This is a genomic window from Actinomyces marseillensis (assembly GCF_900155605.1).
GTDB classification, from domain to species: domain Bacteria; phylum Actinomycetota; class Actinomycetes; order Actinomycetales; family Actinomycetaceae; genus Pauljensenia; species Pauljensenia marseillensis.
Genome location: NZ_LT707420.1, coordinates 1,246,448 through 1,269,037 on the forward strand (window position 1 = coordinate 1,246,448; position 22,590 = coordinate 1,269,037).

22 protein-coding genes are annotated in these 22,590 nt (G+C 56.1%); 19 read left to right on the top strand and 3 right to left on the bottom strand.

What is annotated here, in order from left to right; all coding sequences use genetic code 11:
* Positions 1 to 5: 5 nt before the first annotated feature.
* Both BQ8011_RS05450 and BQ8011_RS05455 read left to right on the top strand, forming a co-directional pair.
* Positions 6 to 716 carry a gamma-glutamyl-gamma-aminobutyrate hydrolase family protein gene (locus BQ8011_RS05450; RefSeq protein ID WP_072455486.1) on the top strand — a complete coding sequence of 237 codons (711 nt, stop codon included), beginning with the start codon at positions 6 to 8 and terminating at the stop codon, positions 714 to 716.
* Positions 713 to 1,342, top strand: a complete 630-nt coding sequence (locus tag BQ8011_RS05455; RefSeq protein ID WP_072455488.1) for a sugar O-acetyltransferase — start codon at positions 713 to 715, stop codon at positions 1,340 to 1,342. The genes BQ8011_RS05450 and BQ8011_RS05455 overlap by 4 nt, the downstream gene beginning before the upstream one ends.
* A 76-nt stretch (positions 1,343 to 1,418) precedes the next feature.
* Here the strand turns inward: BQ8011_RS05455 and pflA are convergent, their stop codons facing one another.
* From pflA to pflB, 3 genes are all read right to left on the bottom strand, one after another.
* Positions 1,419 to 2,300 (bottom strand): pyruvate formate-lyase-activating protein, encoded by an 882-nt coding sequence (pflA, locus tag BQ8011_RS05460; protein ID WP_072455490.1) that lies wholly within the window; start codon positions 2,298 to 2,300, stop codon positions 1,419 to 1,421.
* 137 nt (positions 2,301 to 2,437) lie between these two features.
* Positions 2,438 to 2,689, bottom strand: a complete 252-nt coding sequence (grcA2, locus tag BQ8011_RS05465) for an autonomous glycyl radical cofactor GrcA2 (RefSeq protein WP_009409237.1) — start codon at positions 2,687 to 2,689, stop codon at positions 2,438 to 2,440.
* Between the two features lie 72 nt (positions 2,690 to 2,761).
* On the bottom strand, positions 2,762 to 4,882 hold the full coding sequence (gene pflB, locus BQ8011_RS05470; RefSeq protein ID WP_072455492.1) for a formate C-acetyltransferase: 2,121 nt from the start codon (positions 4,880 to 4,882) through the stop codon (positions 2,762 to 2,764).
* A 353-nt stretch (positions 4,883 to 5,235) separates the two neighbouring features.
* Between pflB and BQ8011_RS05475 the strand changes: the two genes are divergently transcribed.
* From BQ8011_RS05475 to atpD, 17 genes are all read left to right on the top strand, one after another.
* Positions 5,236 to 6,537: a homoserine dehydrogenase gene (locus BQ8011_RS05475; protein WP_072457678.1), complete on the top strand. Its 1,302-nt coding sequence runs from the start codon at positions 5,236 to 5,238 to the stop codon at positions 6,535 to 6,537.
* Positions 6,538 to 6,557: 20 nt separating this feature from the next.
* Positions 6,558 to 7,523, top strand: a complete 966-nt coding sequence (gene thrB / locus BQ8011_RS05480; protein WP_072455494.1) for a homoserine kinase — start codon at positions 6,558 to 6,560, stop codon at positions 7,521 to 7,523.
* A gap of 253 nt (positions 7,524 to 7,776) precedes the next feature.
* Positions 7,777 to 9,426, top strand: coding sequence for a transcription termination factor Rho (gene rho, locus BQ8011_RS05485; RefSeq protein WP_231945378.1), 1,650 nt, complete (start codon positions 7,777 to 7,779; stop codon positions 9,424 to 9,426).
* Between the two features lie 106 nt (positions 9,427 to 9,532).
* Positions 9,533 to 11,206 (top strand): DUF5129 domain-containing protein, encoded by a 1,674-nt coding sequence (locus tag BQ8011_RS05490; RefSeq protein WP_083429995.1) that lies wholly within the window; start codon positions 9,533 to 9,535, stop codon positions 11,204 to 11,206.
* A gap of 203 nt (positions 11,207 to 11,409) precedes the next feature.
* The gene (gene rpmE, locus BQ8011_RS05495) at positions 11,410 to 11,631 is read left to right on the top strand and encodes a 50S ribosomal protein L31 (RefSeq protein WP_034502888.1); all 222 of its coding nucleotides are present in this window, start codon (positions 11,410 to 11,412) and stop codon (positions 11,629 to 11,631) included.
* An 88-nt stretch (positions 11,632 to 11,719) separates the two neighbouring features.
* Positions 11,720 to 12,820, top strand: a complete 1,101-nt coding sequence (prfA, locus tag BQ8011_RS05500) for a peptide chain release factor 1 (RefSeq protein WP_072455496.1) — start codon at positions 11,720 to 11,722, stop codon at positions 12,818 to 12,820.
* Positions 12,817 to 13,686 carry a N5-glutamine methyltransferase family protein gene (locus BQ8011_RS05505; protein ID WP_072455498.1) on the top strand — a complete coding sequence of 290 codons (870 nt, stop codon included), beginning with the start codon at positions 12,817 to 12,819 and terminating at the stop codon, positions 13,684 to 13,686. The genes prfA and BQ8011_RS05505 overlap by 4 nt, the downstream gene beginning before the upstream one ends.
* 6 nt (positions 13,687 to 13,692) lie before the next feature.
* Complete coding sequence (locus BQ8011_RS05510) at positions 13,693 to 14,337, top strand: L-threonylcarbamoyladenylate synthase (RefSeq protein ID WP_072455500.1); 645 nt, start codon at positions 13,693 to 13,695, stop codon at positions 14,335 to 14,337.
* Between the two features lie 19 nt (positions 14,338 to 14,356).
* Positions 14,357 to 15,490: a glycosyltransferase family 4 protein gene (locus BQ8011_RS05515; RefSeq protein ID WP_052040910.1), complete on the top strand. Its 1,134-nt coding sequence runs from the start codon at positions 14,357 to 14,359 to the stop codon at positions 15,488 to 15,490.
* A complete protein-coding gene (locus BQ8011_RS05520; RefSeq protein ID WP_072455502.1) occupies positions 15,487 to 15,918 on the top strand; it encodes a hypothetical protein in 432 nt (143 codons plus the stop codon). Before BQ8011_RS05515 ends, BQ8011_RS05520 begins: the two co-directional genes overlap by 4 nt.
* Before the next feature lie 98 nt (positions 15,919 to 16,016).
* Positions 16,017 to 16,904: a F0F1 ATP synthase subunit A gene (gene atpB, locus BQ8011_RS05525; protein WP_231945277.1), complete on the top strand. Its 888-nt coding sequence runs from the start codon at positions 16,017 to 16,019 to the stop codon at positions 16,902 to 16,904.
* Between the two features lie 48 nt (positions 16,905 to 16,952).
* Entirely contained in the window at positions 16,953 to 17,156 is a 204-nt protein-coding gene (gene atpE, locus BQ8011_RS05530) for an ATP synthase F0 subunit C (protein WP_072455503.1), read from the top strand.
* The gene (locus BQ8011_RS05535; RefSeq protein ID WP_072455504.1) at positions 17,156 to 17,719 is read left to right on the top strand and encodes a F0F1 ATP synthase subunit B; all 564 of its coding nucleotides are present in this window, start codon (positions 17,156 to 17,158) and stop codon (positions 17,717 to 17,719) included. The genes atpE and BQ8011_RS05535 overlap by 1 nt, the downstream gene beginning before the upstream one ends.
* A complete protein-coding gene (locus tag BQ8011_RS05540) occupies positions 17,719 to 18,507 on the top strand; it encodes a F0F1 ATP synthase subunit delta (RefSeq protein WP_072455506.1) in 789 nt (262 codons plus the stop codon). The genes BQ8011_RS05535 and BQ8011_RS05540 overlap by 1 nt, the downstream gene beginning before the upstream one ends.
* A gap of 37 nt (positions 18,508 to 18,544) precedes the next feature.
* A complete protein-coding gene (atpA, locus tag BQ8011_RS05545) occupies positions 18,545 to 20,185 on the top strand; it encodes a F0F1 ATP synthase subunit alpha (RefSeq protein ID WP_072455508.1) in 1,641 nt (546 codons plus the stop codon).
* Positions 20,186 to 20,187: 2 nt separating this feature from the next.
* Positions 20,188 to 21,117, top strand: coding sequence for a F0F1 ATP synthase subunit gamma (locus BQ8011_RS05550; protein ID WP_072455510.1), 930 nt, complete (start codon positions 20,188 to 20,190; stop codon positions 21,115 to 21,117).
* A 26-nt stretch (positions 21,118 to 21,143) separates the two neighbouring features.
* Positions 21,144 to 22,589 (top strand): F0F1 ATP synthase subunit beta, encoded by a 1,446-nt coding sequence (gene atpD, locus BQ8011_RS05555; RefSeq protein ID WP_072455512.1) that lies wholly within the window; start codon positions 21,144 to 21,146, stop codon positions 22,587 to 22,589.
* The last annotated feature ends 1 nt before the right edge of the window (position 22,590 follow it).

Below are 22,590 nucleotides of genomic sequence, written 5' to 3' on the forward strand. Positions count from 1 at the left end.
ACGTGATGACTCGCCCTCGCCTTCTGGTCAGTGCCTTGACCGATCACCGTCCAACGTCTCGCGAGCAATCGCTGCTCGAAGCCCTTCAGGGAAGCGTACTTTCCCAAGCGATTAGCTCGTGGGATGTTCACCTTCATATCGCCGATAGCGATCCTCGGCCTGTGTCCGAGATCGTGGAGGGGATTGATGCGGTGATTCTCCTCGGCGGCCCCGATGTCCATCCTGAGTTCTACGGCATGGAAACCGGCTACCCCCGTGAAGGTCAGCACTGGCCAGATGGCGACCGCAGACAAATCGAATTGGTTCTGCAGTGCCGAGAGCGTCAGCTTCCTCTTCTCGGTATCTGCAGGGGACACCAAGTCATCAATGTCGCTTACGGTGGAACGCTCATTCAAGATATGGAGGGACATGAAAGCCCGACGCTCTTGGATGATCACCGTTTTACTCGTCATCAGGTCATTGTCGAAGACGAGTCTTCTTTAGCCCGAGCGGGTTTTGGTCATGAGCTTACGGTGAGTTCTGCTCACCACCAGGCGATCGACTGCCTGGCCACTGGACTGCGCTCGATTGCGAGCAGCCCCGATGGCACGATCGAGGCCGTGGAAGACCTGAATGCTCCCATTGTGGGTGTCCAGTGGCATCCCGAAGACCCGCGTTCAGACCGCTATTCTTTTGAACTGCTCTTAGGAATGCTGAGGGAAGGACTTCATTCATGAACCGCGATCACGGTGCTTTCCAAGCTGATGGGCGAAGCAATTGGGAACGCATGATCGCAGGGGATTGGTATATCGGTGATGATCCGAAGATGTCTGAGGTCAACAGACGCGCTCAACGTCTTCTTAAACTCTATGAAGCCGCCTTGCCAGAAGATCCCGATATCGCGCACTATCTGCTTGAGCAAGTCTTGGGCAGTGTAGGACATCGAGTGACGATTCGTCCGCCCTTCCGCGTCGATTATGGAATCAACATTCATATCGGTGAAGGAGTCTGGGCGAATTACGGGTTAACTGCACTTGATGTCGCGGAGATACGCATTGGTAATGATGTTCTCATTGGTCCGAATTGTCAGCTGCTCACACCAATTCACCCATTGGAAGATGGTCCGCGTCGCGAGGGATGGGAGAGTGCCGAACCCATCGTCATCGAAGACAATGTGTGGTTGGCCAGCGGTGTGACGGTATGTCAAGGCGTCACAATCGGCCATGACAGTGTTATTGGAGCTGGTGCAGTTGTGACGCGTTCGATTCCGCCCCGCAGCCTTGCCGTGGGCAATCCAGCGCGTGTTATCCGTGAACTGCGAGAAGACGAAGACCGCCAGTCAGCCCTCGAAACCTCGATTTAAGGCTAGACCTCATAAACTTTGGGCCACTGCCAAGCGTCAAACGCTGGTGCAGTGGCCCAAATATTTACGGTGCTACTCAGTGGACTTCGAAGCCTAGAGAGCGGAAGTATTCGCGGACCTTTTCGGTGGCCTCGGGCGACGGGGGCTTCGTATCTTCCAATTTGTATTCGAGTCCCAAGCTCTTCCATTTGTCGGAACCGAGCTGGTGGAAAGGAAGCACCTCAACGCGGTCGATAACGTTCGTCCAGCGCTGAACGATCTCTCCGACCTTGTGGATGTTCTCGGGGTCGTCTGTCAGGCCGGGAACCAGAACGAATCGGATCCACATGCGCGTTGGTCCACCGCGCTCGGCAATTCGGTCGCCGAAGTCGATAGTTGGCTGCAGGTCTCGTCCTGTGACCTCCTTGTAGGTCTCCGGGAAGCCGGACTTGACGTCGAGTAGGACAAGATCAAGGTTGTCCAGCATCTCTTCGTCGCAGTTGGCGCCAAGATAACCTGAGGTATCGATGCAGGTGTGGATTCCCATTTCCTTCGTGCCTAAGATAATGCGCTTGGCAAAAGCAGGCTGCATCAATACTTCGCCACCAGATAGTGTGATACCACCATTTGTTGCCTTAAATACGCGGCGGTAGCGACGAATCTTGTTGAGCAGCTCGACATCTGAAATGGGAGCGCCGTCCTTCATAAGGAAGGTATCAGGATTGTGGCAGTAGAGGCAGCGCAGGGGACAGCCGTTCAAAAAGACCGTCATCCGGGTTCCGGGTCCATCGACGGCAGTGACCAATTCCCACGAGTGAATTGACCCCAGGGTGCCTTCGCGCATGCGAGCGAGGCGGTCTGAGCGCTCTAGATCGGTCAATTCTTCGAGGCCTTCGACGCCCTGGCCAGCTGTGCGAGCTAGGGGTGCCTGAAAGTCTTGATCGCGAAGAAGATCAGTGTCACTCAATGTCATGGTCATCGTGTACTCCGTGGGGTGTGCCGTTGACGTTCTTATGGGGAAGAACGATCAAGGTACGGAAAAAATTTCGTCAGTGGGCTGAGAAAGCGAATGGGGCGCGGGCCCTGCGGCCAGCGCCCCATTCAGTCAAGCTACTCTCAGGCAGAGTGGTGGAAGGTGCGGGAAAGCACGTCCAGCTGCTGCTCGCGGGTGAGCTTAACGAAGTTCACTGCGTAGCCCGAGACGCGAACGGTCAGGTTCGGGTAGTTCTCGGGGTGCTCCATTGCGTCCTCGAGGGTTGCCTGGTCGAGAACGTTGATGTTGGCGTGGTACAGACCAGCGCCTTCCTCACGCTCTTCGCGGGCGGCCTTCATGGAAGCAAGACGCTCTTCGTAGGTCTTAGTTGCCATTTCATTTCTCCTATTCTTCCGGGTGGGGCCGGATAGACAAGCGGTGTTCCGTTTGCCTAAGACTTGTTTCTATCAGTAGCCCTTGGTTGCATCGACGCAGCAGGAATCGTCAGGAACGAAGCCTGCATCGAGGATGCCCACCAGGTTGGTGATCTGCTCGTCGCGGGTACGACCAAGACCCTGGGGGGTAATGGTGTTGGTCAACGAGATACCGTCCAGCGCGTCGTTGTAGTCGAGCTTGGCAACGGAAAGCATGGAGGCAACCATGCCGTGCGTATCGATGCCGTTTTCCGGGTTTGCGCCGGGGGCGAAGGGGGTGCCCTTCTGGTGGCCCGAGGGGAAGGAACCGGTTGCCTTACCGTAAACAACGTTCGAGGTAATGGTCAGCACCGACTGGGTCGGGATCGCGTCACGGTACATGGGGATCGCGCGGATCTTATCCATGATGGTGTGAACGACGGTTGCTGCAATGTCATCTGCGCGGTCATCGTCGTTACCGTAGGTCGGGAAGTCACCCTCGGTGCGGTAGTCAACGACTAGTCCGGTTTCATCGCGGATCGGGTAGACCTTTGCGTACTTGATTGCAGACAGGGAGTCGGCAACGATGGACAGGCCGGCAATGCCGCAGCCCATGGTGCGGATGATCTCCGAGTCGTGCAAAGCCATCTCAACTGCCTCGTATGCGTAACGATCGTGGCAGTAGTGGATGATGTTCAGAGCCTCGACGTAGGTTCCGACAACCCAGTCCAGCATCTCTTCGTACTTTGCCCAGACCTCGTCGAAGTCGAGCGGGCCGTCACCCTTAATGGGCTCGTAGCCTTCCATGACCTGCTTTCCGCTCATCTCATCGCGGCCACCGTTGATGGCGTAGAGGAGAGCCTTTGCAGAGTTCACGCGGGCACCGAAGAACTGCATCTGCTTGCCGACACGCATGGGGGAGACGCAGCATGCGATGGCGGCGTCGTCGCCCCAGTGCTCACGAATCTGCTCATCGGATTCGTACTGGATCGAGGAGGTCTCGATGGAGATCAGTGCGCAGAATTCCTTGTAGCCCTTGGGGAGCTTCTCATCCCAGAAGATGGTGATGTTCGGCTCAGGTGCGGGGCCGAGGTTGCGCAGGGTCTGGAGCAGACGGAAGGCGGTCTTGGTGACCAGAGTACGACCGTCTTCGCCGAAGCCGGCATCCGACCAAGTTGCCCAGTAGGGGTCACCGGAGAAGATCTGATCGTAATCGATGGTGCGCAGGAAGCGGGTAATACGCAGCTTAATAACCAGGGAGTCAATGATTTCCTGGGCATCGAGCTCGGTCAGGGTACCGTTCTTCAGATCGCGTTCGAAGTAGCAGTCGAAGAATGCGGAGAGACGGCCGATGGACATCGCGGCGCCATCCTGAGACTTCACGGATGCCAAGTAGCCGAAGTAGGTCCACTGCACTGCTTCGTGAGCGTTACGAGCGGGACCGGAGATGTCATAGCCGTAATCGGCTGCCATCTTCTTGAGCTTCTTCAGAGCCTTAATCTGCTCTGAGTGCTCTTCGCGGTAGCGTGCCCAGTGCTCGGAGAAAGGCTGATCTGCGTAGCGATCCTTGTCCTTCTGCTTCTGCTCGATCAGGTAATCGACACCGTAGAGCGCGACGCGGCGGTAGTCACCAATGATGCGGCCACGGCCGTATGCGTCCGGAAGGCCGGTGATGATGTGCGAGGAACGCGCTGCACGAATGCGAGGAGTGTAGATATCGAAGACGGCATCATTGTGGGTCTTGCGGTACTGGGTAAAGATCTTCTTGACCTCGGGGTCAACTTCCTTACCAGCTTCCTTGATGGCTGTCTCAACCATGCGCCAGCCGCCATTGGGCATCATCGCACGCTTGAGCGGAGCGTCGGTCTGCAGACCGACGATCACATCGTCGTCCTCGCTGATGTAGCCGGGCTTGAAAGCATCAATATCTGCGGGGGTGTGGGTGTCAACATCGAGGATGCGAACCTTACGTTCCTCCGACAGGTAGTTCTTTTCAAGGGTTTCCCACACGCGCAGGGTCTTTTCCGTCGGCCCGGCGAGGAAGGAGGCATCTCCTTCGTAAGGGGTGTAGTTGCGCTGAATGAAGTCACGCACGTCGATTTCTTCGGACCAGTGGCCCCTAACAAAACCGTCCCATGCGTCGGTAGTGACGTCGGCGGTCTGCTGATCAGTCATTTTCCCTCTTCTCGGTTGCCGTGGCTTTCAGGCTGAAAACCTCCGGTTAATGAGGCTCGGCCTCATCTTTGGTGCCGTGTTGGGCATCTGGTAATAGTCTCCCTCACTTGATGCACGGACAGCATCTTTATGCACGTTTCGCCCATATGCGGTGTCTAACAATCTGGGACTTTTGTCGCTCCGGTCACTACGAGTGTAGGACAAAAGTCCCTCAGGTGAGGTGATTGAAAGTTGCGTATCTCAAAGTACTTGTTGACACCCGTGGGGGAGAGCTTGGCACAGTAGACTCATCGCAGGTCAAGGAAAGAAAAGTCCGCATGGATGCGTGCGAGACACCTGATGCAGGGGGAAAAATGAGCGCAGCTACGCCGATTCGTATTGGTGTCCTCGGAGCAGGCACAGTGGGTGGCCACGTGATTCATTTGCTCGACCAATGGGCGGATGAATACGAGCGACGCCTAGGAGTGCGTCTTGATGTCGAATCTGTGCTCGTTCGTCGTCTCGAGGCCAAGCGCGCTTTTCCCATCGCCTCGGAACGCTTGTCAACGGATCCGTATGCAGTGATCGATGGAAAAGATATTGTTGTCGAATTGATCGGCGGTGTCGAACCGGCCTTTGACTACGTGATGGCAGCCCTGCGCAAAGGAACTGCTGTTGTTACAGGAAACAAGGCGTTGATTGCCTCGCGCGGTCCAGAGCTTTTTGAAGCTGCTCGTCAGGCCAATACTCGCCTGTATTTCGAGGCCGCGGTTGCGGGAGCAATTCCGGTGATCCGTGCGCTCTCCAGCTCTTTATGCGGAGATCGAGTGCGTCAGATTGCGGGAGTTGTGAATGGTACGACGAACTTCATTCTCGACGCGATGACGACGCGTGGTGCTGACTACAACGAGGCCCTGACTCAGGCCCAAGAATTTGGCTTTGCTGAAGCAGACCCAAGTGCAGACGTTGAAAGCTACGATGCCTCCGCGAAATGCGCGATCATGTCCTCCTTGTCTTTCGGTCGCTGGGTCAGTGTCGATTCTGTTCCAAGGCAGGGTATTACGGCTTTGTCGACCGATGACATCGCTTTTGCCGCCGAGCAGGGGTGTGTGGTCAAGCTTGTGGCGCGTGCGCAACTGAGGGATGAAGTAGGGGAGCGGGTATTGGCTCTTGGGGTGGAACCGACTTTCGTTCCTTCCGATCATGCCTTTGCCTCGCTTCATGGTCCCGCAAACGGTGTCTATGTTGATGCTGAAGCTGCCGGTACGCTTGCCTTCCTTGGCTTGGGGGCGGGTGGTTACCCCACGGCCTCGGCGGTTCTTGGGGACATTGTTTCCGCCGCCCGCGACCGCATTGATGGTCAGGGGGCGCTGCGTCTCGAAGAGGAAAGCAACGTCGTCCTTGCCTCTGAGTGGAGCGTTGCTTCGCCCTTTATTATTCGTCTCGGTGTGCGCCAGGGCGCTAGTGTGTGCGAAACGATTGCGGGCGTTTGTGCCTCTCGTGAAGTGTCGCTGTGCAGTCTTGATGTTGTGAAGGGCGATACTGAGGGGGAGCAAGTCGTCACGCTACGTACTCAGTCTATTTCTCGAGACCGTGCCCACGGCCTCGTCGATGCCCTTCAAAGTGCGTGTGACGTGCTCACTCCGCCCGTAATCTTCCCTATGCTGGATATCTAAAATCTGGAAAGTGACCCTCCATGCGCATCACCCAAGACTTCGTTGCTGTTCGTGTTCCAGCAACTTCGGCGAATCTCGGACCGGGTTTTGATTCTTTTGGTCTTGCCTTAGACCTGTGGGATCAAGTCAGTGTCCATGCCACCGCAGGTCCGACGCATGTCGCGATCGAGGGTGAAGGCGCTGGGGTCCTTGATGAGGGCGAAGACCATTTGGTTGTTCGCTCGCTTCGAATGGGGCTCGAGGCCGCTGGAGTTGCCCAGGTCGGGATCCAGATGCACTGCACGAACCGTATTCCTCATTCCCGAGGCCTGGGTTCGTCTGCGTCGGCAATTGTTGCTGGGCTTGGGCTGGCGCGCGCCCTCATCGGCGATCCAGACGCTCTGACTGCTGAAGATATTCTTGCGATCGCAACGGACATTGAAGGTCATCCCGATAATGTTGCCCCCGCTATTTCGGGCGGCGTCACGGTGTCGTGGATGGATGATGATGGGGCGCCCGGAATGGTGCATGTGTCGGGAGAGTCTCCGATTGACCCGGTCGCTTTTATTCCTGACTTTGAGCTGGCAACGTCGAAGGCACGGGCTGTTTTACCTGAACAGGTTCCTTTCACCGATGCGAAGTTCAATCTTTCAAGGGCTGGAATTTTGGCCGCAGTCTTGGGTGGGCAGACGCGCGTGATTGGTGCGGGACATGATGTGCATGACTTGCTCATGGCTGCGACAGAAGACCGTCTCCATCAGGACTATCGTCGGCAATCCATGCAACCTTCGCATGCTCTAGTGACGTGGCTTCGCGGTGCGGGTAAAGCGGCTGTGATCTCGGGGGCTGGACCGACAGTTCTCAGTTTGGAAAGTATCGATCCGAAGGTCCAGGCTGATGCTCAGGCTGCCGGTTGGAAGGTTTTGCCTCTCAAGTTGGCAAAGTCTGGTGTGCAGATTACTCGGGGTAATCTTTCAAAGATTGACGATGGGCGAGTGTTTGTGTGATTTAGCGCGCACACTGATGGACTCTGTCGTGAAAAGTAGTGAGAAAACGTGAGCGACTTGCTACTATCGCACTGAAGGAAATCCTTCGCTCTTCCATATTCCTGTTGGAATGTGTCTTTTATTGATCTCATGTTGATTGAGAAGTTCACCTGGCCTTTCAATGGGCCATGCATGTGAGGATTACCAGTTGAGCAACGATGTGACCACCCAAGAGCGCGAACTTTCGCGACTGAAGTTGGTGGAACTCAAAGCTATGGCCACTGAATTGGGCCTCAAGGGCGTTTCTGCCATGCGCAAGCCCCAGCTCATCGAGGCAATTAGCGCTGCCCAAAGCAGCAGTCCAGAAGCTTCCGCTCCACGGCGTCGCCGCGCGGTGCGTGAAGAGGCCAGCGAAGCCCCGCAGGTAAGCATTGAGCTTCCCGAGGCTTCGGTGCAGGAAACTGCATCCGAAGAGCGTTCCTCGCGTGAAGCAAGCCTTCCGCGTAAGAGCCGCCGTCGCCGCGTCGTCTCCAGTGAAGCAGCTGAGCCCCCGACCGTGACACTGGATCTTCCTGCTCCCACTCAGCGTGAAGAGGAAGATTTGGTCCCCGGCCAGCACATTGAAATTTCGCTTCCCGATAGCGATGATCCTGAATCACGTGAGCGCTCGCGTCGCGATCGTGAAGGACGTCGCCGTGGGCGTGGCCGCGAAGGTCGCGAATCCCGTCGCGAACGAGGCGATCGTGGTGAACGCGGTGAACGCCGTGAAACCGCAGCGCAGGCCTCGGAAGAAAACCTCGCACCGATTGCGGGAATCTTGGATGTTCAAGAAAACCATGCTTTCGTGCGCACCTCGGGTTACCTGCCTGGGCCCAATGATGTCTACGTGACCTTGGGTAATGTGCGTCGTTGGGGACTGCGCCCCGGTGATGCTGTCGCAGGTGCCGTCCGTCAGCCTCGTGAGGGAGAACGGCAACGCCAGAAGTACAACGCACTGGTTCGCGTTGACTCCGTCAACGGTATGAGCATCGAGGATGCGCAGGCGCGTCGCGAGTTTTCCAAGCTCACCCCGATCTACCCAGATCAGCAGCTACGCATGGAGACTTCCGCTAAGGCCTTTACTCCTCGCGTCATCGATTTGGTTGCCCCTATTGGTAAGGGGCAGCGTGGCCTGATTGTCTCGCCGCCGAAGGCCGGTAAGACCATGGTCATTCAGCAGATCGCCAAGGCAATTGAGCTGAATAACCCCGAGGTACACCTCATGGTTGTTCTGGTGGATGAGCGCCCTGAAGAAGTGACTGATATGCGTTCTATCGTCAAGGGTGAGGTCATCGCCTCGACCTTTGATCGTCCCGCCTCGGATCACGCGATCGTCGCAGAACTGGCGATCGAACGAGCCAAACGCTTGGTCGAGCTCGGTCAAGATGTCGTCGTTCTTCTCGACTCCATCACCAGGCTTTCTCGCGCCTACAACCTGGCTGCGCCGGCCTCGGGTCGTATCCTTTCCGGTGGTGTTGATGCTTCTGCGCTGTACCCCCCGAAGAAGTTCTTTGGCGGAGCACGCAATCTGCGTGAAGGTGGATCGCTGACCATTATTGCCTCGGCACTGGTTGAGACCGGTTCGAAGATGGATGAAGTGATCTTCGAGGAGTTCAAGGGCACGGGCAACATGGAACTGCGTCTCTCGCGTCAGCTCGCTGACCGTCGAATCTTCCCGGCTATTGATATCAACGCTTCGGGAACCCGTCGCGAAGAGATGCTGCTCAAGCCCGAAGAACTGCGCATCATGTGGAAACTGCGTCGAGTCCTGGGCACCTTGGATCAGCAAAGTGCATTGGAAGCGGTTTTGGACCGTTTGAAGGAAACGCAATCGAATGCGGAATTCCTCATGCTGGTTCAAAAGCAAGTTCCTTCCGCAGATTGAGCATAACCGACGAGTGGGGCGAAAGACTGGGTGGTCTTTCGCCCCATTTGTTCTACCTAGGAGAGGTCATTATTCTGCTACTAGTCGACAACGAAATGGGATGGTTATGGCTGATACGCCTCAAGTGATTGTTCGAGACGACCCTTCAGGTAAGAAGAAGGCAACTGCAAGGCGCGGCATGATGCGAATGCTTTGCGGGCTGCTCGTCATGCTCTCTGTTCCGGCTGTGTGGCTCTTCCCGATTGTCATGTCGAGTATTTCAACCGCGCGTGCTGCTAACCAGTACTATCCCAATGTTGAAATCTATGATCAGACCTCAAGCTTTGGCGCTATCAACGGGCAGAGTCTTCAAAGCGAGCTCGGGCAGGTGCCCTTCAAGCAGCCGGTGAAGCTTGTGGTTCTATCCACCGACACTGTGCCCACTGGTAACTTCAATGAAGCGGTCTTGAACTACGCGCGCAGTTCTCATAAAGAATGGCTCTCGGCAAGCGGAAACAAGTGGGCTGACGGCCTGGTGATCCTCGCGGTATCACCGAGCTATCGAAAAGTGGGTACGTACTTTGGTGAAGACACCAAGGTATCCAGCAGCAAACAAGACAAGATCCAAGAAGCCGCCAAAGATGATTTCCGGGCCGGGCGCTGGAGTGCGGGAATGGTCGAAGCTGCAAAAGAAGCAGCGCGCTACGTTCCAGACGCGAATGGAAATAGTACATATGATGGAGAGCTTCCTCCCGGGCCCGCATGGTTTGTCTCTTTCTTAGGTCTGGTCACCGTATGGAAGGGCTTCAAGCTCCGTCGCGAATCGCGTCGTAATTTGCGTCAGGCGCGCGAGCATTGGGAAAACGTGCAGGCGGACCACAATCGAGCCGAGCGAGCTTTTGCTTTAATCGGTGATAGCGGCAAGTATCACGATGAACTTGAGCTGCGCTACACCGAATATGAAGCGAATTTCCGCATCGCTCAAGAGAAATGGGCGGAAATTGGAACCCCCCGTTTCTGGGAGTACTTCAGCGCTGTTCTTAAGGACAAAACCGATACTCTTCTCAGTTTGACCAGCTCAATGGATTCAACTGATGACACAGTTTTCTCTGCCTCTGAGTTCTTTAACCTCGGCAGTGGATGGGTCGACGCCTGGATGAAGGAAATCGGCCCGGTCATTGAGGACCTGACTGCGCTTGGGGAACTCGTCACCTCGGTGAGCAAAGAAATGGGAACCCCCGACGCAATGCGAGGCCAAGAAGAGATCCTCCGTTGGATCGTTGATCAGCAGGCACTCATCGTCCAGCTCAAGGACCAAATCGGTCAAGGCGCGGTTACCCCGGTGAACGCTTTGGAAACACTTGATCGTATTGCGAATGAAACTCGAAATTGGGTCAAAGGCGTTGTCGTGGCATCGCTCAAAGCTGATACCACCAAACTCGGGCAAGAACGCTACGAAAAATGGGAAACCATGCAGGACAAATCCGATGGCGCCGCAACGGTCGGTTACAAGGGCTCGTATCGCCTGAATGGCACCCTTCATACCTATGATCCTGCCTCAACCATTCGCCTGAATACCCAGAGCGCGGGGGTGAGTGCGGACACTCTGAAATCCATAGCTTTTGGAAGCTACCGCATGCCCGGATGGGAATCGGATACGTATATTTACCAGTCGATGTGGTACCAACAGCACACCTACAACACGGCTCACACCTGGACGCACAGCAGTGATTCCAGTGATGGAAGCTATGGAAGTTCAGGCGGAGGCTTCTCCGGTTCGGGATCGTCCTCGTCCTTCTGAACTCGCCACCCAATCATTGCCCATTTCACGCTCAGCGAATGGTGTGGGCGTGGCAATGATGGGGGAGGACATGGCATAATGTCATGTCGGCTTCCGCTTCACCGCTTCGTCCCGCTGATTTTCAGTGGAAGGTGACTCATCGCCAGATGCGATGGGCACTGCGATTCGGACCCGGGGCACCAAACGATCCAGGAGATATATCCATGAAGAAGGGCATTCACCCCGAATACGTGGACACCGTCGTGACCTGCACGTGCGGTAACACGTTCCACACCCGTTCCACCCTCACCTCAGGTGAGATGCGCGTGGACGTGTGCTCGGCTTGCCACCCGTTCTACACCGGCAAGCAGAAGATTCTTGACACCGGCGGCCGTGTCGCCCGTTTCGAGGCGCGTTACGGAAAGCGCGTGCGCCCCTCCAAGTGAGCTCGCAGTCGGCGCCGGCGACACGATGTCGTCGGCGCCGACGTGTGTCAACAGCTACCCTTGAATTAGGTCTAGGGAAGGATCAGTCATGAGTGCTCTCGGAGAAGAATTCTCCGCATTAGATGCGTTGCTCGAGGAATATACAGAGCTTGAAACGCGAATGTCTGATCCTGAAGTCCTTTCCTCCCCATCACTTCTCAAGCAGGTTTCCCGCCGCTACGCTGAACTTTCTCGCATTAAAGCAGCAGCCGATCAGCTCAGCCATGCGCGAGATGATCTTCAAGCAGCACAAGAACTTGCTGAAGATGATCCTTCTTTCGCAGAGGAAATCCCCGCGCTCGAAGAGGAAGAAAAGTCTGCGCACGAGCATCTCCTCTCGATTCTTGCTCCACGAGATCCCGATGATGCCTGCGACGTGATCTTGGAAATCAAGGCCGGCGAAGGTGGCGAAGAATCTGCGCTTTTTGCCGCTGACCTTGCCAGAATGTATCTGCGCTACGCGGATTCGAAGGGCTGGAAGACAAGCGAGCTATCCGCCACCTACACCGAATTGGGCGGTTATAAGGAAATTACACTTGCCCTGCGAGCAACGGGTAACCCCACTCCCGATGAAGGAGTGTGGGCACACCTGAAGTACGAAGGGGGAGTACACCGAGTCCAGCGCGTTCCCGTAACCGAATCACAGGGACGCGTCCATACCAGCGCTGCCGGTGTCTTCGTCATGCCCGAACTCGAAGTCGATGACGAAATTGTTATCGACCCCAATGACCTGCGAATCGATGTCTACCGTTCATCAGGTCCCGGCGGTCAGTCGGTGAACACAACCGATTCCGCGGTGCGTATCACCCACCTTCCTTCGGGAATCGTCGTCTCCATGCAGAACGAGAAATCGCAGCTGCAAAACAAAGAAGCAGCACTGCGTGTTCTTGCCTCGCGATTGGCTGCTGAAGCCAAAGCTAAGCGTGAAGCTGAAGCCTCTGCGCAGCGTCTTTCCCAGGTGCGCACCGTCGACCGATCCGAGCGCGTCCGTACCTACAATTTCCCGGAGAACCGCATCGCCGACCACCGTAGTGGTTTTAAGGCCTACAACCTTGATCAGGTTCTCGATGGCGCGCTTGATCCCGTGATTGCTTCTCTCCAAAGCGCAGACGAGGCCGAGCGCCTCGCATCTGCAGATGCGCATGTATGAGCACTCAATCTGAGCTCCTCACTTGGGGGAGCGCTCAGCTTAAGGAACTCTCAACTGACAGTGGGGGAGCTTCACCTGCAGCCGAGGCCCGCTACCTTCTCGCGTGGGCACTGGGCGTGGATTCTCTCCTTCGCGCACCCCTTGAGGTCTCTCCCATCGCCGAGGCCAGCTACCGCACTGCCGTGATGAAGCGAGCACGCCGTATCCCTCGTTCCCATGTCACTGGCCAGATGTATTTTCGAGGACTCAAGCTTGACGCGGGCGAGGGGGTCTTCACCGTTCGCCCCGAAACAGAAATGCTCGTTGAACACGTTCTGGAGCTGATTTCGAAGGAAGGGATTCCAGAGGGGGAATGGGTTGATCTGTGCAGCGGATCGGCGGCAATTGCGCTTTCTTTGAGCCTCGAGGGACAACATCACGTGACTGCAGTTGAAGTGGATCCCTCTGCGTTTTCTTTTGCACAGCGCAATGTTGCCGCCCACGCCCACGCCAGCGTCGGCCTCGTCAATGGGGACGCGACCCAGGCCTCGACGCTCAAGGAACTAGGTGGGAGAGTTGCGCTTCTCGTCACCAATCCCCCCTACGTTCCATCCTACGAGGCACCGACTCAGCCTGAAGCACAGCGTGACCCGGCCGTGGCGCTCTATGGGGGAGGGGACGATGGTACACAGATCCCCAAGCTACTGATTGACCGTTGCCGTGATTTGCTGGTGAAAGACGGCCTTTTAGCCATGGAGCACTCGGCGTCGCAAGCCCAGACCTTGAGGGAATATGCGCGTGAGTGCGGCTTCACTCAGGTCCGAACCTTCAGTGATTTAGCTGGCATCCCACGCTTTTTGTTCGCTCGATATACCGAAGGAGAGTAGAAAACGGTGGAGCATATTCTTGATTGTCGCATGGGATGGGATCCGGCTGATCTCGCCTATGTGAGTTCGCGAATTGCCAACGGAGACCTTGTTGTTCTCCCAACCGATACCGTTTACGGGATCGGAGTGCGTGCGGATAACCATGACTCAGTTCGCGCGCTGCTTGCCGCGAAAGGTCGGAATGAAACCATGCCCCCGCCGGTGCTGCTCGCCTCTGTCGAGCAGGCATGCGAGGTCTCGACTGATTTGAGCGCAGACGCTATTCGGCTCATGGAAACATTTTGGCCGGGGGCGCTGACCGTGATCGTTCAAGCCAATCCGAGTGTTGACTGGGATCTGGGACAGACCGGTGGAACCGTTGCTTTGCGCATGCCCGCTCACGAGGCCGTGTGCGAGCTTTTGAGTAGTGTCGGCCCTATGGCAGTTACTTCCGCGAACCTCACGGGGCAGCCTCCCGCGACCAATGTGGAAGAAGCACGTGGATATTTCAGTGGCACTGTAGACTGTTACGTGGATTCAGGGCCGACCAAGAGTGGTGTTCCCTCAACAATCATCGATTGTGCGCATGGGGATGCGACACTGCTGCGCGAAGGCGCATGGGCCCTCAAAGATATTGCTACTGTGCTGGGATACCAGCCCGCAACGCGCTGAGGGAGGAGACATCGACGCCGTGAAGGTCTATGTCCTGCTGATGGTTGTCGCGGCCGCATTGACGGTCCTGTTGACTCCACTCGTGCGCTGGGCATGCCTGAAATGGGGGATCGTCCCCAAACTGCGAAGCCGCGATATTCAGGCTGCGCCGATTCCTCGGCTTGGAGGCATTGCGATCACCATTGCATTGGTCATCACAATGCTTATTAGCGCGCGCATTCCCTACATGGCACCGCTTTTTGAAACGAACGCGGCCTGGGCAGTTGTCGGCGGGGCGTGTGCGATGTGCGCCCTTGGCGTCGTCGACGATGTCGTAGAACTTGACTGGATGACGAAGCTGTCGGGGCAGATTCTCATTGCGGGATCGATGGCTTTCAACGGTGTCCAAATGGTCAGTTTCCCCATTTTTGGTCTGACGATTGGATCCTCGCGTCTGTCACTGATGCTCACTGTTCTTCTGATCGTCGGCATCATGAATGCGGTGAACTTTATTGACGGCTTGGACGGTCTTGCCGCGGGAATTGTTGGCATTGGGGCTGCTGCATTTTTCGTCTATTCCTACGTGCTCACTCGCATTATGGGAGCTGCCTCCTATGCGACCACCGCTTCGTTGGCGGTCATCACTTTGGTGGGAGTCTGCCTGGGGTTCCTCTGGTTTAATTACCATCCCTCGTCGATCATGATGGGCGGCGGCTCAGAAACAATGGGTCTTGTGCTTGCTTCTGCTGGCATCATCGTGACGGGCCAGGTTGATCCCTCGCTTCTGGGCAGTCAGCAACTCATCGTCTCCTTGCTTCCATTGCTATTGCCGATCTCCGTCATCCTCGTGCCCATCGGCGACCTCGTCGTGACCAGTGTTCGACGAATGCTCCGAGGAAAGAGCCCCTTTCACGCAGACCGTTCCCACTTTCATGACCGATTGCTTGAACGAGGCCACTCGCACCGCGGCGTTGTGGCAATTTTGTGGATGTGGACGGCTTTGGTTGCTTTCCCTCCCGTTGCTCTCTTGACGTATGACTGGAGGGTCGTCGCATTGTGTACCCTCCCTGCGCTTTTCATCGGAATGCGTTTCACCGCATCGGAGTTCCCGACCTATTCCCTGTTATTTGGCCGCGGGCCTCGGCGCAGACGAGAAAGAAGGAAGACACAATGACTGACTTATTGCAGGCTCGAAGCGAAGAGCTTCTTCAAGCTGTTCGACGCTTGGGGTTCCTCATCCTCATCGGTGCTGGTGTTGCTCTGGGTTGGGCCCTGTACGCGGGGTGGGGACGCATGAGCCTTCTTCTTTCTGGCTGCATGATCGTTCTTGGTGCGGTCACAACAACCTGCGTTCGCAACATGATCTGTGCCGACTCTCTCAATCGTTCCGCATGGGTTTGGGCTCATATGGGAGGGACTTTTCTTGTCCTCATTATTGGGCTATTCCTGAGCAAAGCCTGGGGTGTCTCGGCGATCGTCGTTGGACTTGTTCTCATTTGCGAGCATTTCCTCGTGTTCATCTTCCTTGGCGTTACTTTTTCGCGCATTATGCGTGGGGACTCTCGAACTGAGAGCACTTCGCATAACGAAGAAAGAGACTGAGGGATCTTTCAGAGGACAATCTCTGGACGTATAACTTCATCAATGCAACTAGCTGGGCTACACTAGACCGGGTTGACCCTAGTGAGGAAGTGAAACACGTGGAAGCGACAGTTCTCGGCGAAGAGAAAACCGCGCAGCGCCGTTTCGTCATGCCCCTGTGGTACATGGTTTTAATCGGTGTTGTTGCTCTCATCGTTGTTCTGACCTTCGTGCCTGCGGTAACGCATGCGCCACATGCGCCGGGTATTGGTGATTTCTTCCCGGACACGATTTTTGGTGAAGGAACGCTCTTCCAGTTCAATCGCCTGACTTTGGTTCGGGTTTTTGCCGGAACGATGCTGTGCCTACTTTTTGTGGCCGGAACGCGACGTCTCAAGCTTGTGCCGGGCCGTGGCCAGGTCCTTTTGGAAATGGCCGCAGAGTTTGTCCGTAACGGAATCTCTATCGCGATGCTGGGGGAGGGCCGTGGAAGGCGTTGGGCAGCGTTCTTGGGCGTTGTCTTCTTCGGTGTTCTCTTCATGAATATTCAGGGCGTAGTCCCGGGAATGAACATTGCGGCTTCCTCAGTGATGGCGGTTCCAATCGTCTTTGCCGTTATCGCCTATGTTTCATTCGTCGGCGCCGGAATCAAGCAGAATGGATTCTTCCACTTCTTCAAGTCGCAGCTATTCCCCAAGGGGCTGCCGTGGCCGATCTACTTCCTGATTACGCCGATTGAATTCTTCTCGACATTCATCGTCCGTCCCGTAACGCTTGCCATTCGTCTTCTGTGCAATATGATTTCGGGTCACTTGTTGCTTGGATTGACCTACTTCGGTACCTCGAACCTCCTCATGGCTGCCGGTGCGATGAAAGCAGGCGCTGCGCTAACTGGAGTTGCAGCAGTTGCAGCGACTCTCTTCGAAATTTTCGTTGCTGTCTTGCAGGCGTATATCTTCGCCATGCTGACGGCGGTCTACATCAGACTTTCAGTCGAAGAACACTAAAGGCTTCTTGCGCCTTCGACTGATTCACCCAAGGAAAAGGAAAGAAAAATGACCGGATCCCTTGCCTACATCGGCTACGGCCTTGCGACCATTGGCCCCGCTATCGGCATTGGCCTCCTGGTGGGAAAGACCCAGGAAGCAACTGCACGCCAGCCTGAGGTTGCCGGCAAGCTCTTCACCAACATGATTATTGGTGCGGCACTTGCTGAAGCTCTTGGCCTGATCGGCTTCGTTCTGCCCTTCATCGTCTGATGTTCACGATGCTTGTTCCTATGTCCGAAGAATCGGTCGGAGGAATCAGCGTTGTCCTTCCCCCTCTCTATGAGATTTTCTGGTCAGCGCTGATCCTGTTGATCATTCTTCTGGTCGTCGGTCGTTACGCGCTGCCGCGGATCTACTCAATGATCGACGAGCGACGCGAAGCGATTCAGGAAGGCCTCGAGGCCGCTGAGAAGGCGCGTGCAGATTCTGCTGCAGCCTCTCGCGAGAAGGACGAGCTGTTGCGCGACGCTCAGGCTGAGGCGCACCAGATCCGTGAGGATGCCCGTGCGCAAGCCCAGCAGATTATCGCTCAGGCTCGCAACGAGGCCCTTGCAGAAGCACAGCGAGTTCAAGACGCAGCTCAGCGCCAGATTCTTGCCGAACGCCAGGCTGCTCAAATTTCGCTTCGTAGCGACGTGGGTCTTCTTGCAAGTGAGCTTGCTGAAAAGCTGGTGGGCGAGCATCTGGAGAACACCGATCTCACGGCGCGTGTGGTCGATCGTTTCCTTGATGAGCTCGAGGCTGAAGAGATTCCCGTTGGCGGTGTGAACTGATGACTCCTGAGCAGTTACGCGAACGCCTGACGCAGGTGAATGGTGACCGCATGGCGCTTGCGGAAGATTTGTTCGGTGTTGCGGATTTTCTTCGCACACACTCTTCCGTTCAGCGTGCCCTTACTGATCCCGCGCGGAGCCAGAGCGATAAAGACTCTCTTATTGACCGTCTTTTCGGCCCTGTTGTGGGTGAAGTTTCGCTTCAGTGTTTGCATGACCTGGGGCAGGGGCACTGGTCTCGTCCGCGTGACATCGTGCTGAAAATTGAAGATGCGGGTTGCGATGCAGTCCTGCTCAATGCTCAGCTTGACGGGGTTCTTGAAGAGACAGAAGCACAATTGGTTGCAATTGCTGTTTTCCTCCAGTCTCATCGCGATCTACGAAACGAGCTGTCGAATTTGTCAGCTTTGTCCCCAAAGGGACGTGCTGACTTGTCACAGCAGGTTTTCGGTAGCGTCGTGAACCGTCCAACTTTGCGCCTCCTGCGCCGCAGCGTCGGGCGAGCCTCTCACGGCCACCTTTTGGAGAAGCTTCGAGGACTCGCTGCCCGCGCTGCGGAGCTATCAGGTCGGCGCTTCGTCTTTGTCGAATCGGCTCAAGAACTACGCGAAGATCAGAAGAATCGTCTTGAAAAGATTCTCGAGAAGAAACTGGGAAGCCCAGTCTCTGCAACCTACACTTTGCGTCCGGATCTGCTCGGCGGCCTCGTCGTCCGAATGGGCACGGAGCGCGTCGACGCATCACTGGCCACGCGGGTCGGTGCTTTGAAACGTTCGATCGTCGGTTAGCCCGATGTGTTCGAGGAATAGATAGAAGGAAAACTCAATGGCTGATCTGTCCATTAGCCCCGAGGAAGTACGGGCGGCGCTCGACTCTTTCGTGGAATCGTACCAACCCGCGCAGGTCGTGACCGACGAGGTCGGACACGTTACAGAAACTGCCGACGGCATTGCTCGCGTTGAGGGCCTTCCCGGCACCATGGCGAACGAGCTTCTGCGTTTCGAAGACGGAACGCTGGGCTTGGCGATGAACCTTGAACAGCGCGAGATCGGTACCGTTATTCTCGGTGACTTCTCCTCGATCGAAGAAGGCCAACCTGTTTACCGTACCGGCGAGGTTCTCTCGGTCCCCGTTGGCGATGGCTACTTGGGTCGTACGGTGGATCCGCTGGGACGTCCGATCGATGGCCTCGGTGAAATCACCGACTTGGATGGGCGCCGTGCACTGGAACTCCAGGCTCCCGGCGTCATGATGCGTAAGTCGGTCCATGAGCCCTTGCAGACCGGTCTGAAGGCTATCGACTCGATGATTCCGATCGGTCGTGGTCAGCGTCAGCTCATCATTGGTGACCGCCAAACAGGTAAGACCGCTATCGCCTTGGACACGATCATCAACCAACGCGATAACTGGCTCACCGGTGACGTTAATAAGCAGGTGCGCTGCATCTACGTTGCAATCGGTCAGAAGGGTTCGACGATCGCCTCGGTGCGCTCGACTCTGGAAGACGCCGGCGCGATGGAATACACGACGATCGTTGCCTCTCCCGCCTCGGATCCTGCGGGCTACAAGTACATGGCTCCCTACACGGGTTCAGCTATTGGTCAGCACTGGATGTACCAGGGTAAGCACGTTCTCATCGTCTTCGACGATCTTTCTAAGCAGGCCGAGGCCTATCGTGCGGTGTCCTTGCTCCTGCGTCGCCCGCCGGGGCGTGAAGCCTACCCCGGTGACGTCTTCTACTTGCACTCACGCCTTCTTGAGCGTTGCGCAAAGCTTTCCGACGACCTCGGCGGAGGATCGATGACTGGCTTGCCGATCATCGAAACCAAGGCGAACGACGTTTCGGCGTACATTCCGACCAACGTTATTTCGATTACCGATGGTCAGATCTTCTTGCAGTCCGACCTCTTCAACTCGAACCAGCGTCCTGCTGTGGACGTCGGTATTTCGGTGTCTCGTGTCGGCGGTGCCGCGCAGATTAAGGCCATGAAGAAGGTTGCAGGTACCTTGAAGCTCACCCTTGCGCAATACCGTTCGATGGCGGCATTCGCAATGTTTGCTTCGGACCTCGATGCGGCAACTCGCCGTCAGCTCACGCGTGGTGAGCGTCTGATGGAGCTCCTCAAGCAGCCCCAGAACTCTCCCTACGTCGTTCAAGATCAGGTTGCGTCAATCTGGGCAGGAACCAATGGATTCCTCGACGACCTTGAGGTCAATGAGGTGCTTTCTTTTGAAAGCGGATTGCTTGACTACCTGCACTCGAATTCCTCGGTTCTCGACGAGATTGCCGCAACAGGTGAACTCACGAAGGAGAACGAAGAAAAGCTTCGTTCGTGCGTGGAAGCCTTCCACAGTCAGTGGGTGAGTGCTCGTAAGGGAGCAGGCAACCTTGACGATGGTGAAGTTCAGGCTGAGCGTTCCCAAGAGCAGATTGTCCGTTCTCGTCCTGCAGCCTTCGAGGCCTGATAATGGGTGGACAACAAAGGATCTATAAACAGCGGATTGCATCAACGCAAACGCTGGCTAAGGTCTTTCGTGCGATGGAAATGATTGCAGCCTCGCGTATCGGTGCTGCCCGTCGTGCAGCCACCGAATTGGGACCTTACGAAAAGGCCCTTACACAGGCGGTTGCCGCCGTTGCCATCCACACGGATCTTGAGCACCCCTTGACCCGGGAACGCCACGATACGCGGCGCGTTGCGGTCTTGGTGGTGGCCTCGGACCGAGGGATGGCGGGAGCCTATTCGGCGACGATCCTTCGCGAGGCCGAAAGGCTCATTGAACGTCTGGAAGAAGAGGGGAAGATCCCCGTTCTCTATACCTACGGTCGTCGTGCGCAAGCGTACTTCCGTTTCCGCGGAGTGCAGATCGAAGACTCGTGGGAAGGCGAATCGGATTCCCCTTCTCAGGAAGTAAGCAACCAGATCGCTCGCGAACTTCTTGAGCGGTTCACGGATCCGCATCACCTCAGCGGTGTGTGTGAAGTTCACTTGGTCTACACGCAATTCAAGTCGATGATGAGCCAGGTGCCCGAAGTTCGACGCATGATTCCGCTTTCCGTTGTCGATGCTCCTGAAGGAGATAGCGAACGAGAGCAAGAACGCGGCACTCACGAGGAAGACACTGCGATTTTCCCCGAGTACGAATTCATTCCTTCACCTGAAGCGGTTCTTGACACCCTACTGCCGCTTTACGTATCCAGCAGAATTCGTAACGTCCTCTTGCAGGCTGCAGCTTCAGAACTGGCTTCGCGTCAACGCGCGATGCACACGGCAACTGATAACGCGGAAGAACTCATTACGAAATACACGCGTCTGGCGAATTCGGCCCGCCAGGCGGAGATCACTCAAGAGATCACGGAAATCGTGGGCGGTGCCGACGCATTGGTCCAGGGCTGAGGCCCGTGCACATGGAGAATACACAAATGACTACAACTTCAACTGGACAGGGACGGGTCGCACGCGTTGTCGGCCCCGTTGTCGATGTCGAATTCCCGCCGGATGCGATTCCTCCGCTGTACAACGCTTTGCACGTTGATGTGAACTTAACGGGACAAGGCGAGGGAGAAACCAACCAGACCATCACCCTTGAGGTTGCACAACACCTCGGTGACAACCTTGTGCGCGCGATCTCCCTGAAGCCGACCGACGGCATGGTTCGCGGTGCAGTCGTCACCGATACCGGCGCGCCGATTTCGGTACCGGTTGGTGATATCACCAAGGGGCACGTTTTCAACGTGACGGGCGATGTTTTGAACCTTAAGCCCGGGGAACAGCTTGAGATCACCGAGCGTTGGCCCATTCACCGTCAGCCCCCGGCCTTCGACCAACTCGAAGCTCGTACCAAGATGTTCGAGACTGGTATCAAGGTCATCGACCTGTTGACCCCCTACGTTCAGGGCGGCAAGATCGGCCTCTTCGGCGGCGCAGGCGTGGGCAAGACCGTTCTGATTCAGGAAATGATTCAGCGCGTTGCCCAGAACCACGGTGGTGTGTCAGTCTTCGCGGGCGTTGGTGAACGTACGCGTGAAGGTAACGACCTCATTCATGAGATGGAAGAAGCGGGAGTCTTCGATAAGACAGCACTGGTCTTCGGACAGATGGATGAGCCCCCGGGCACGCGTTTGCGTATCGCACTGACCGGCTTGACCATGGCTGAGTACTTCCGTGACGTCCAACATCAGGACGTGCTGTTGTTCATCGACAACATTTTCCGTTTCACCCAGGCGGGTTCTGAGGTATCGACGCTGCTGGGCCGTATGCCCTCCGCTGTCGGTTACCAGCCGAACTTGGCTGATGAAATGGGGCAGCTCCAGGAACGTATTACCTCGGCAGGTGGCCACTCCATCACCTCGCTTCAGGCAATTTACGTCCCCGCCGATGACTACACGGACCCGGCTCCGGCAACAACATTCGCGCACTTGGATGCAACGACCGAGCTTTCGCGTGAAATTGCTTCCCGCGGTATTTACCCGGCAGTGGATCCTTTGGCTTCGACTTCTCGAATCCTTGACCCTGCACTGGTTGGTCGCGAGCACTACGACACGGCAACTCACGTGAAGGCAATTTTGCAGAAGAACAAGGAACTCCAAGACATCATTGCGATCTTGGGTGTCGACGAATTGTCTGAAGAAGACAAGGTGACAGTTGCACGTGCACGTCGCATCGAGCAGTTCCTCTCGCAAAACACCTACATGGCTGAGAAGTTCACCGGTGTTGAAGGCTCGACAGTTCCGCTGTCTGAAACGATCGAAGCTTTCAAGCGCATCGCCGAAGGCTACTACGATCAGGTGCCCGAGCAGGCCTTCTACAACATTGGTGGCATCGACGATCTTGAACGTCGTTGGCACGAAATCGAGAAGGACAACTGAC